Source organism: Streptomyces ossamyceticus, from assembly GCF_001418475.1.
Lineage (GTDB): Bacteria > Actinomycetota > Actinomycetes > Streptomycetales > Streptomycetaceae > Streptomyces > Streptomyces ossamyceticus.
In genome coordinates this window covers 1-10,860 of sequence record NZ_LIQX01000611.1, presented here as the reverse complement: position 1 = coordinate 10,860, position 10,860 = coordinate 1, and the positions used below count along the sequence as shown (strand labels likewise).

The 10,860-nt window shown below is 72.6% G+C and carries 11 protein-coding genes; 5 read left to right on the top strand and 6 right to left on the bottom strand.

Annotated elements, in window-relative coordinates:
- Nucleotides 1–135 precede the first annotated feature (135 nt).
- On the top strand, nt 136–1,413 hold the full coding sequence (gene aroA, locus AOK15_RS34720; protein WP_055522284.1) for a 3-phosphoshikimate 1-carboxyvinyltransferase: 1,278 nt from the start codon (nt 136–138) through the stop codon (nt 1,411–1,413).
- A 57-nt stretch (nt 1,414–1,470) separates the two neighbouring features.
- The gene (locus tag AOK15_RS34715) at nt 1,471–2,211 is read left to right on the top strand and encodes a Type 1 glutamine amidotransferase-like domain-containing protein (RefSeq protein WP_055522283.1); all 741 of its coding nucleotides are present in this window, start codon (nt 1,471–1,473) and stop codon (nt 2,209–2,211) included.
- A 215-nt stretch (nt 2,212–2,426) separates the two neighbouring features.
- Here the strand turns inward: AOK15_RS34715 and AOK15_RS34710 are convergent, their stop codons facing one another.
- From AOK15_RS34710 to AOK15_RS34700, 3 genes are all read right to left on the bottom strand, one after another.
- The gene (locus tag AOK15_RS34710) at nt 2,427–3,377 is read right to left on the bottom strand and encodes an MHYT domain-containing protein (protein WP_055522282.1); all 951 of its coding nucleotides are present in this window, start codon (nt 3,375–3,377) and stop codon (nt 2,427–2,429) included.
- A 369-nt stretch (nt 3,378–3,746) separates the two neighbouring features.
- Nucleotides 3,747–4,985, bottom strand: coding sequence for an MFS transporter (locus AOK15_RS34705; protein WP_055522281.1), 1,239 nt, complete (start codon nt 4,983–4,985; stop codon nt 3,747–3,749).
- The gene (locus AOK15_RS34700; protein WP_055522280.1) at nt 4,982–6,394 is read right to left on the bottom strand and encodes an NAD(P)-binding domain-containing protein; all 1,413 of its coding nucleotides are present in this window, start codon (nt 6,392–6,394) and stop codon (nt 4,982–4,984) included. Before AOK15_RS34700 ends, AOK15_RS34705 begins: the two co-directional genes overlap by 4 nt.
- Before the next feature lie 198 nt (nt 6,395–6,592).
- Between AOK15_RS34700 and AOK15_RS46230 the strand changes: the two genes are divergently transcribed.
- Both AOK15_RS46230 and AOK15_RS34690 read left to right on the top strand, forming a co-directional pair.
- Nucleotides 6,593–6,778, top strand: a complete 186-nt coding sequence (locus AOK15_RS46230) for a hypothetical protein (RefSeq protein WP_055522279.1) — start codon at nt 6,593–6,595, stop codon at nt 6,776–6,778.
- Nucleotides 6,779–6,817: 39 nt separating this feature from the next.
- Nucleotides 6,818–7,195, top strand: a complete 378-nt coding sequence (locus AOK15_RS34690; RefSeq protein ID WP_055522278.1) for an ArsR/SmtB family transcription factor — start codon at nt 6,818–6,820, stop codon at nt 7,193–7,195.
- Nucleotides 7,196–7,247: 52 nt separating this feature from the next.
- Here the strand turns inward: AOK15_RS34690 and AOK15_RS34685 are convergent, their stop codons facing one another.
- On the bottom strand, nt 7,248–7,769 hold the full coding sequence (locus AOK15_RS34685) for a DinB family protein (RefSeq protein WP_055522277.1): 522 nt from the start codon (nt 7,767–7,769) through the stop codon (nt 7,248–7,250).
- Between the two features lie 210 nt (nt 7,770–7,979).
- Here AOK15_RS34685 and AOK15_RS34680 point away from each other — a divergent pair, with 210 nt between their 5' ends.
- On the top strand, nt 7,980–8,324 hold the full coding sequence (locus AOK15_RS34680; RefSeq protein ID WP_055522276.1) for a hypothetical protein: 345 nt from the start codon (nt 7,980–7,982) through the stop codon (nt 8,322–8,324).
- Between the two features lie 36 nt (nt 8,325–8,360).
- On the opposite strand, the gene AOK15_RS34675 is transcribed toward AOK15_RS34680, so the two are convergent.
- Entirely contained in the window at nt 8,361–9,167 is an 807-nt protein-coding gene (locus tag AOK15_RS34675; RefSeq protein WP_055522285.1) for a sugar phosphate isomerase/epimerase family protein, read from the bottom strand.
- A 101-nt stretch (nt 9,168–9,268) separates the two neighbouring features.
- Nucleotides 9,269–10,795, bottom strand: a complete 1,527-nt coding sequence (locus AOK15_RS34670) for an FAD-dependent oxidoreductase (RefSeq protein ID WP_055522275.1) — start codon at nt 10,793–10,795, stop codon at nt 9,269–9,271.
- Nucleotides 10,796–10,860 lie beyond the last annotated feature (65 nt).

The window sequence follows — 10,860 nt, the reverse complement described above, 5'->3', positions numbered from 1 at the left end:
GGCGCGGGGAACTGCGCGAGAGACCACGACGAACCCGCACCCGCCGACGAACCACGCACCCCCGAGCCCCTGGGCGCCCGGTCCACCTGGCGGACGCCACCGCGCGCAGCGGTGCTCGGGCGCGACCATGGTCGTATGCCCCTCGTGCACATCCCCGGTTCCAAGTCCATCACCGCCCGCGCCCTCTTCCTCGCGGCCGCCGCCGACGGAGTCACCACGCTCAGCCGCCCCCTGCGGTCCGACGACACGGAGGGCTTCGCCGAGGGGCTGACCCGGCTCGGCTACCGCGTGGGCCGGACCCCCGACGCCTGGCAGGTCGACGGCCGCCCGCAGGGGCCCGCCGTCACCACCGCCGACGTCTACTGCCGGGACGGCGCCACCACCGCCCGTTTCCTGCCGACCCTGGCCGCCGCCGGCCACGGCATCTACCGCTTCGACGCCTCCGCCCAGATGCGCCGCCGCCCCCTCGCCCCCCTCACCCGGGCCCTGCGGGACCTCGGCGTGGACCTGGTGCACGAGGAGGCCGAGGGCCACCACCCGCTGCGGATCACGGCGAACGGCGTGACCGGCGGCGACGTCACCCTCGACGCCGGCCAGTCCTCGCAGTACCTCACCGCGCTGCTGCTGCTCGGCCCGCTCACCCGCGACGGCCTGCGCATCAAGGTGACCGACCTGGTGTCGGAGCCGTACGTCGAGATCACCACCGCGATGATGCGGGCGTTCGGCGCGGACGTCCGCCGCGAGGACGACGGCACCGGCGTCACCTACGCGGTCGCGCCCGGCGGCTACCGCGCGACGACCTACGCCGTCGAGCCGGACGCCTCCACCGCGAGCTACTTCTTCGCCGCGGCCGCGCTCACCGGCACCGAGGTCACCGTCCCCGGCCTCGGCGCCGGCGCCCTCCAGGGCGACCTGCGCTTCGTGGACGTCCTGCGGCGGATGGGCGCACGGGTCGACGTACGGGACGACCGGACGACCGTGACCGGCACCGGCGAACTGCGCGGCCTGACCGTCAACATGCGGGACATCTCCGACACCATGCCGACCCTCGCCGCGATCGCCCCGTTCGCCGCCGGGCCGGTCCGGATCGAGGACGTCGCCAACACCCGGGTCAAGGAGTGCGACCGGCTGGACGCCTGCGCGGAGAACCTCCGGCGGCTCGGCGTGGAGGTCGCCACCGGGCCCGACTGGATCGAGATCCGCCCGGGGGCGCCCATGGCCGGCGCCGACATCAAGACGTACGGCGACCACCGCGTCGTCATGTCGTTCGCGGTGACGGGCCTGCGGGTTCCCGGCATCACCTTCGACGACCCGGGCTGCGTCCGGAAGACGTTCCCGGACTTCCACGCGGAGTTCGGGGCGGCGTTCGCGGAGCTTCGGCGGGGAATGTCCGGCGGTCCGTCGGCCAACTGAACGCCCGTACAGCAGTGGAGGGCTGAAGGGCCCTCCCGCCTTGCTAATCTCCCCGCCATGACTGCCACCGAGCCCACCATCGTCGCCACCTCGGGCGGCCACCGCAGGGGGGACCGCATCTGGGTCGGTTTCCACTCCCTCGTGCACCACGCGGTGGAGCTGTCGGGCGTGAACGGCCGTCGCCCGAAGGTCATGTACGTCGGTACGGCCATCGGCGACGCCGAGCACATGACGGCGCGGATGGGCGAGGCGGCGCGGGTGGCGGGCTTCGACCTCACCCCGCTCCAGCTGTTCCCGATGCCCAACATCGAGGACGTCGAGGGCGCGGTCCTCGATCAGGACGTCGTCTGGGTCATGGGCGGCTCGGTGGCCAACCTGCTCGCCGTGTGGCGTGTCCACGGCCTCGACTCGGTGTTCCGGCGGGCGTGGGAGGCGGGGGTGGTCCTCAGCGGGGTGAGCGCGGGCTCCATCTGCTGGTTCCAGGGCGGCACGACCGACTCCTTCGGGCCCCGACTGCGGCCCGTCACCAACGCGTTGGCGTACCTGCCGTACGGCAACGGCGTCCACTACGACAGTGACGCCGGCCGCCGCCCCCTCGTCCACGGCCTCGTCGCGGACGGCACGCTGCCGGAGACGCACTGCACCGACGACGGGGTGGGCCTCGTGTACCACGGCACGAAGCTGACGGAGGTGGTCTCCGAGGTGCCGGGCAAGGGGGCGTACATCGTGCGGCGGGAGGGGGACGGGGTGGTGGAGGACCGGGTCGAGCCGCGGCTGCTGCCGGAGCCGTCTGTGTAGGGCCGGGCGCCTGGTAGCTCGGGGGTGCGTGTGGTTTTGGCGGCTGCGGGTCCGTCGTGGCCGTTCGCGTAGTTCCCCGCGCCCCTGAAAAGCAGGGCCTGCGGCCCCGTGCTTTTCAGCTGTAGGGCGGGCCGCGGGCCCCACCCTTCAGGGGCGCGGGGAACTGCGCGACCAGCCCTCACCCACCGGCACTGGACTCTCGGCCCCACCCCGGCTCACCACTCCTGGACCCGCGGCCCCGCCGTTCCCTCCGGCTCCCTCTCCCGTCGGGTCGGGCGTTCGAACAGGGACCCCGCGTCGGGGTCCGGGTGGGGGAGCGGGCGGTCGGGGCGGTCGGCCCGCCACTCCGCCGGCACGCGCGGTCCCCCGCCCGCGGCGACCCGTTCCCGGGCCGGGCGGGTCGCCGTCGTGCGTCCCTTGTTCCACTCCCCGTCGCCCAGCACCAGCAGCGGGTCGAACATGATGACCACGCCGGCCAGGACCAGGAAGATGACCGGACCGATCAGCATCGGCAGGAGCATCGACGTCGGTGACTCCCCGGTCAGCGGTCCACCGGCCCTGCCGTGCAGATGGACGCCCACGGCCGCCATGCCCGTGTAGTGCATGCCGGACACCGCGACCCCCATGACCAGGCTCGCGCCGAGACTGGTGAGGAAGCCGCTGATGGACACGGCCGCCCAGAGCGCGGCGGTCGCGGCGACGATGGCGATGAGGACCGACAGGGCGACGACGGCGATGTCGTACTCGATGTAGCCGTTGAGCTGGATGGCGGCCATGCCGAGGTAGTGCATGGCGGCGACGCCGAGCCCGGTGACGCCGCCGGCGGTGCACAGGGTGGCGGTGCTGACGCCCCGGTAGCCGACGGCGAAGACGCCGATGCCGACGACGACGATGGCCACGGCGAGGCTCAGAACGGTCAGGGTCACGTCGTAGTGGATCCGGCTCTCCTTGACCCGGAAGCCGATCATCGCGATGAAGTGCATCGTCCAGATGCCGCAGCCGATCGAGGCCGCGCCGAGGGCCAGCCAACCGGGTTTCCAGGAACGTTCGTTGTAGACGGACCTGACGACGCAGCGCAGTCCCAGCGCCGCGCCGAGGCACGCCATGATGTAGGCCGCCACCGGAGTGACCGCGCCGTAGCTGAATCCGTCGACCGTGCCTTGCATATGCCAAATCCCCCCGGTGCTTGGCCAGTTGAGGCGGCTGAGTGCGGGAGGTAAGTCTGCGATAAGGAAAGGCCGAGGCGCTCCGTTTTCCATGAGTTACTGTCGGTATCGGCTCGCCGGACGATTGGCTTTGTCTGGCTCGGTGTTGATTCGCGGTCAAAATCCCCGCGACCCTTGATTCTTCAAGCTCAGGCCAGTGTTTCACTCAGATCGAGCAGGCCGTCAGCCTCGTACGCCGCAGCCGCAGCCGCAGCGTCGCGATTGACCGGACCTCTCTCGGCGTGACGTCGGCGCCCGCCCTCACGTCGCTGTCCGCAGCCCCGCCGGGTGGGCTGGTCCGCGCCGCCGGCGTTGGTACGGACGTCACCATCAGGGAGATGCGCCATGGTCGGTGCGTGCCGGATTCGTCCAAGGGGCGGTGAGTGCGGCGGTGAGGGAGACGACGGCCAGCAGGATGAAGAGGTGGGTGTAGCCGCCGAGGGGGGTGGCGAGGGCGGCGCCGGCGAACGGCGCGAGGGCCGCGGCGGTGGTGGCTGGGGCGGCGAGGATCGCGGAGAGGTGTCCGTAGTGAGTGGTGCCCCAGCGGTCGGTGATGGCCGTGGCATGAAGGAGGGTGAGGTTGCCGCGGACCATGCCGGCTGTGAGGGAGATGGTGACGAGCAGGGCGTACGGTCCGGGTGCGGTCGCGAAGGCGGTGGTGGTGAGGCCGCCTAGGGCGATCAGAGCGGTAGTGCGGACAGCGGCGCTTGTGCGGCGGGCGAGCGCGGCATACAAGGTGCGGCCGAGGGTCTGACCGGCGCCGCCGAGACCGAGGGCCCAGGCGGCCTGGGTGGTGGTGTAGCCGCGTTCGAGGAGGAGGGGCACGAGGGCGATGACGACGGCGTACATCGCGAACGCCGAGAGGGTGAAGGCGGCGGCGAGCATCCCGAACGGCCTGCTGCGCATGATCGTCCTGGCACCGGTCTCTGCTTGTCCGGGGGCGGTCGGGGCAGCGGGCCATGGTGCGCGCAGGGCCAGGGCGTGGGTGGGGATGGTGATGGCGGCGAGGAGTGCGGCCAGGAGCAGGTAGGTGGTGCGCCAGGAGTAGTGGTGGGAGAGGAGGGCGGTCAGCGGGGCGAAGACGGTGGAGGCGAGTCCGCCCGCGAGGGTGACGACGGTCAGGGCGCGGACGTGGTCGGGGGACCACCAGCGTGTGAGTGCGGCGAAGGCGGGCTGGTAGAACGTCGAGGCCATCGCGAGTCCGGCCAGCGCCCAGCCGGCGAAGAAGAAGGGCAGGTTGGGGGCGGTGGCCACGGTCACCAGGCTGGCGGCGGCGAGTACGGAGCCTGTCGTCATGACCAGCCTGGGGCCGCGGTGGTCGAGGATCCGCCCGATGCGGATACCCGTGAGCGCGGAAACGACCAGGGCCAGGGAGAACGCTGCGGTGGTCGCTCCGGGGGGCCAGCCGGTGGTGGCCGTGATCTGCGGGTTCAGGACGGGGAAGGCGTAGTAGACGATGCCCCAGCTGGTGATCTGCGTCAGGCACAGGGCGGGTAGCGCGGCGCGGGGCCGCGGCCGGGTGCCCGGTCCGGTCGCGGCCCCGCACGAGGGTGTGTTGAGACTGGTCACGATCCGCAGCAGCCGCCTGCGGGTGCCTCGTCGGCAGCTGCTGCGGCTGTGACGGCCGGGATTGCGGCGGGAACGGTGAGCGGGACGAGTTGCGGTGCGGGGGTGCAGCAGCCGCCGCTCTGGTCGGATTCGGGGGCGTCGAAGAGTCCGGCGCCACCGCAGACTCCGGTCTCGGGAAGGGTGAGTTCGACCTTGTCGGCGGCCTCCAGGTCGCCGGCGATGGCGGCGGCGACGGAGCGAACCTGCTCGTAGCCGGTCATGGCGAGGAAGGTGGGGGCGCGGCCGTAGGACTTCATGCCGACGAGGTACATGCCCTGCTCGGGGTGGGCGAGTTCGCGGTGGCCGTGGGGATAGACGGTGCCGCAGGAGTGCTGGTTGGGGTCGATCAGCGGCGCGAGCGCGAGCGGGGCCTGGAGACGCTCGTCCAGGCCGAGGCGGAGCTCGGACAGGAACGTGAGGTCGGGGCGGAATCCGGTCAGCACGATCACCTCGTCCACCGCGTCGAGGTGGCGGCCGTCCTCGGCCACCAGGACCAGGCGGCCGTCGCCGTCGCGCTCGATCGCCTCGGTGCGGAACCCGGTGACCGCGTCCGCGTGCCCCTCGTCGACCGCGGCCTTCGCTGCGAGACCGAGCGCGCCGCGGGCGGGGAGCTGGTCGGCCTCGCCGCCGCCGAAGGTGGAGCCGGAGATCCCGCGGCGCAGGATCCACACCGCCTTCGTCTCCACCCCGTCGTCGGCCTTGGCCAGATCGGCGAGGTAGGCGAGCGCGGTGAAGGCAGAGGCCCCGGTGCCGATGACTGCCGTGCGCCGACCCGCGAATCGGGCCCGGACGGCCGGGTCCTTCAGGTCCGGGACGCGGTAGGTGATGTGGGCGGCGGCCGCGCGCTCGCCGAGGGCAGGGAGGCCGCTGGCGCCTGCGGGGCTGGGGGTGGTCCAGGTGCCGGAGGCGTCGACAACCGCGGCCGCGAGCAGGCGCTCCTCGCGTCCGTCGGCATGCTCGACGTGGACGACGAACGGCTGCTGCTCGCGGTCGGCGTCGACGATCCGGTCACGGCCCGCCCGCGAGACACCGGTGACCCGGGCGCCGGTGCGCACGCGGTCCCCGAGGACGTCCGCGAGGGGCTGGAGGTAGAGCTCGGCCCAATCGCCGCCGGATGGGTACGTGGCCGGGGCGGGGCGTGTCCAGCCGGTGGGGGCCAGGAGCTTCTCGGCGGCCGGGTCGACGACCTCGCCCCAGGTCGAGAACAGCCGCACGTGCGACCACTCCCGCACGGCCGCCCCGGCGGTCGCTCCCGCTTCCAGAACCAGCGGCTCGATGCCGTACTCGACGAGATGGGCGGCGGCGGCCAGGCCCGAGGGACCGGCTCCGATCACGACGACAGGCAGGTCGGCGGTGGCAGGCGCGTTCACGATCGACTCCTCTTGTTTCGGCATGCGTCGATGGCTTGCGCTCGCCAGCATGGCACCTGTATTGATAGACGTCAACATAGACATTCATCGAATCCAGGGGTTCGTCATGGAGTACGTCGACGTCGCCGTGATCGGCGGCGGGCAGTCGGGGCCGGCTGCCGTGCACGCGCTGCTGCGGCGGGGGCTCCAGCCGGTGGTGTGGAGATCGCCCTCGATACCGCCGGGCGCCCCCGCCAACGCGACGGCGCCTGCCTTGCCCACCCCAAGCCGGCGTTCGTGGGGTTGGAGTGGCAGCGCGGCCTGTCGTCGAACTCCTTGCGCGGTGTCGGCCGGGATGCCGACCGGGCCGCCCGCCGCTTGGCCGGCCTCCTCGCCCGCGGCTGACCCTCCCCACCCTGGTTCGACGTATGTCAACATAGATGCATGTCTCATACGAAGGTGCTGCCGCTGCTCGAACCCGAGGCGTCCGGGGCCGTGGTGCCCTGCTGCCCGCCGCTCACCGAGCGCCCGTTCACCGCGGAGGAGGCCGAGACGGCCGCGCGGATGTTCAAGGCCCTCGGCGATCCCGTGCGTCTGCGGCTGTTCTCCGCCGTGGCCTCCCACGAGGGCGGTGAGGCGTGCGTGTGTGACATCTCCGACGTGGGCGTCTCGCAGCCGACCGTCTCCCACCACCTGAAGAAGCTCAAGGAGGCCGGTCTGCTCACCTCCGAGCGGCGCGGCACCTGGGTGTACTACAGGGTCGAGCCCTCGGTCCTCGCCGCGATGGGCCGCCTGCTGACCATGGCTCCGGCCGCCGTCTGACGGTGACCGGAGCACCCGCGCCGTTGGCCGCCGGCCCGGCGGTCAGCCAAGCTCATCCGCCCTCGGTCAGTGTGAGTTGCCGGTGGTGGAAGTCGAAGTGCCGGGTCGGGTACCGGTAGAGGTCCGCGATGGTCATGAGGTCCTTGAAGAACGGATCCCAGCGGGTCGGGTAGTGCATGGCGAGCGCGAGGTCCGCCTCCCGCTCGGCATCAAGGCGGTGGTGCAGCCAGTCGATGACGCGGTCGAAGGCCGCGCCCATCCGACGCCGGCCCAGCACCCGGGCACCACCGACCGGCCCCAGGTAGTTGACGACGTCGAACGGCCTGGTCGCGGCGTTCAGGACCCGGGCGAAAGCGCGGCTGGCACCCCGCGGCAACCGTCCGAACACCCGCAGCAGGACCAGCAGCGGCCGGATCAGGATGTAGCCGAAGAGCATGTGGAACAGCAGTTGCCCGTTGGTCCAGCGGGTGCCCTGCGTGCCCCGACGCAGGTCGGCTTCGGCGGCGCCGTCGAGGAGCCGGTGGAACGTCGCACGGGCCCGCTCCAGTTCCCGGTGAATCGCCTGACGATCCATCCGTGCTGCCTCCTCCACGACAACCACCTGCCTTCCGGCTGCCTGGGCACACCGCCATGACGGCCTGCCGCCGTGCTGCTTGAGCCTCGCAGCCCAGCCGTCACATGACCAGCTCCGACGGCCGGCCGGGCTTGCATCCGGTACCCAGGTACAGGTTCACCGTCGGTGGTGTACCCCCGGTCGAGGGGTGTGACGACGGGAGTGAGCGCGATGACCGACCTGGACCGGGTGCCCCAGTCATGCACGTTGCCCACCGAGGAGCAGCCACTACGGATCGCCGAGTGGGACGGACTGCTCACCGAGCGCCTGACGGCGCTGTCACGCCCCGGCCCACAGCGCCTTCGGCTGGAACTCTCCGACGCTGCGGTGGCAGGGGACCGGGTCCGTGACCTGGCCGAGCGGGAGAGCGGCTGCTGTTCGTTCTTCACCTTCGAGGTGGCCGTCGTCGACGGCGCCGTCCGTCTGGACATCGGGGTGGATGCGGCCCATGAGGCGGTCCTGGAAGCACTGGCCGAGCGGGCCACCGCTCTGGCCGGGCTGGGGGAGCAGCAGTGAGCAGGGGCCTGCGCAGCGGGCCCCTGCCGAGGGACCCTAGGCCGCCTCGTTGAGCAGCCGCGTGAGGTGCTCCCTGCCCGCCGTCAGCAGTTCCGGCAGCGGCGCGGCGGTCTCGTACCACCGCTTCTCGTACTCCCAGCACAGCCAGCCGTCCCACTCCTTGCGCGTGAGCACGTCCAGGCACTCGCCGAGCGGGAGGGCGCCCGCGCCGAGCGGCAGCGGGGTGGTGTCCTCCGCCGAGGCGATGTCCTTGACCTGGACGTAGCCGAGGAAGGGGGAGAGGGCGGCGTACGACTCGGCGGGCTGCTCGCCGCCCAGCCAGGTGTGCATGACGTCCCACAGCGCGCCGACGTTGCGGTGGCCGACGGGGCCGAGGACGCGGATGGCGTCGGCGCCGGTGCGGTGCGAGTCGTGGGTCTCCAGCAGGACGCGCACTCCGCGGTCGGCCGCGTCCTCCGCCGCCGTGCCGAGCCGCCGGGCCGCGACCGCGTCGGCCTCCTCGGTGCTCTGCCCGCCGTCCGGGTCGCCGCCGGGGAAGACACGGACGTAGGGCGCGCCCAGGTCCCGCGCCAGGTCGAGGAGGTCCCGGATCTCGTCGAGCACGGGCCCGTCGTCCCCCGGCGCCGCGACCTTCACGTACCCGGCGATCCCCAGGATCTCCACGCCGGCCGCCTTGAACTCGGCGGCCACCCGGTCCCGTTCCGCGCTCCCGATCCCCGGATGCACCGGCTCCTCGGGATGGGCGCGCAACTCGACACCGTGGTAGCCGTGCCCGGCGGCGAGCCGCACGACCTCGGACACGGGAACACCGGGCACACCAAGAGTGGAAAACGCAAGCTTCATGTCGTCGGACCCTACTCGTCGCTCGTCGATCGGTACGTCCTCCCGGCTGCCCGCCGCCGGGCGGGTCACTCGGGTCGTCCCCGGCGGGAACACGACGCTCCTCAGATGTCCCGCTGTTCCAGCGGCTTCGTCGCCGGACCCTGGAGGACGTGGCCGTCCGGGTCGAAGCGGGAGCCGTGGCAGGGGCACTCCCAGGCGCGTTCGGCGCGGTTGAAGGCGACGAGGCAGCCCAGATGGGTGCAGCGGGCGGACAGGGTGTGCAGGACGCCGTCGTCGTCGCGGTGGACCGCGCAGTGGTGGCCGCCGACCCGGACGATCGCCCCGTCGCCCGGCGCGATCGCGTCGAAGGAGGTGTCGGAGGCCGGGGAGAGCCGGTCGCCGACGAAGTGCCGGGCGACCCTCGCCTGGTGCTTGAGGAAGCTCGGCGCCTCCCGGACCGAGCTGAGGACGCGGCGCGGGTCGTACAGGTCGCCCCATGGTGTCTGCAGCCCGTCGATCAGGTCGGTGAGGAGCCGCCCGGCCATGACGCCCGTGCTCATGCCCCAGCCGCCGAACCCGGTCGCCACCCAGGTGTGCCGGCTGCCCGCGTGGAAGAGGCCGACCAGCGGCACGGAGTCGGTGGAGTCGTTGTCCTGCGTGGCCCAGCGGTGGGTGAAGTCGAGCGTCCCGAACCGTTCGACAGCCCACTCGGCGAGCAGTTCGAACCGCTCCTCCACGTTGCCGGTGCCCGGCGTGAAGTACTCCCCGGTGACGATCAGCAGCCGCCGCCCGTCCCCGTACGGGGCAGTGCGCGCGGAGCGGGTGCGCTGCTCCTGCGTGATGTACATGCCGTGCGGGTCGGCGTCCGCCGGGATCGGCGCGGCCAGGACCAGCTCGCGGCGCGGGGACAGCCGGGCGAACAGCAGCGCCCGGTCGAACACCGGGTAGTGCGTGGCGACCACGACGTCCCCGGCCGTCACCGTGAACCCCGCCTCCGTCGTCAGCCGGCACGGCGAGCCCTCCTTGAGCCGGGTCACCCGTGTCCGCTCATGGACCGCGCCACCCCGGCGCACGAGGTCGTCGACGAGCGCGAGGAGATAGGCCCGCGGATGGAACTGCGCCTGCTCCGCCACCCGTACCGCCCCCGCCACCGGGAACGGCAGCCCCGTCCGCGTGACGAAGGACGCCGGCAGTCCGGCCTCCCGCGCCGCCTCCGCCTCGGCCCTCAGCCCGTCGACCCGGCCCTCGTCCTCGGCGTACGTGTACGCCTCGGTCTCCTCCCAGTCGCAGGCGATGCCCAGTTCCTCCACCACCGCGGCGGCATGCCGGATCGCCGCCGTCTGCGACCGCGCGTACAGGTGCGCGGCCTCCGCTCCCCGGTGTCGCCGCAGCCGGTCGTAGACCAGCGTGTGCAGGGCGCTCACCTTCGCCGTGGTGTGGCCCGTCACCCCTGCGGCGACCCGGTCGGCCTCCAGCAGCGCCACGCTGCGGCCGGTCCGGGCGAGTTCCCACGCCGTGCTGATCCCGGCGATGCCGGCGCCCACCACGGCGACGTCGACGACGAGGTCCTCGTCGAGCGCCGGGTGCGGGCTCGCCTCGGGCGCGGTGTCGATCCAGTACGACTTCTGCTTGCCCGTGTAGGTGTGCATGGCGGCCGGGTTCCCTTCGGGACGGAGGGTTCAGCGGGCTCAGCTCGGGGCGGGCGGGCTCAGCG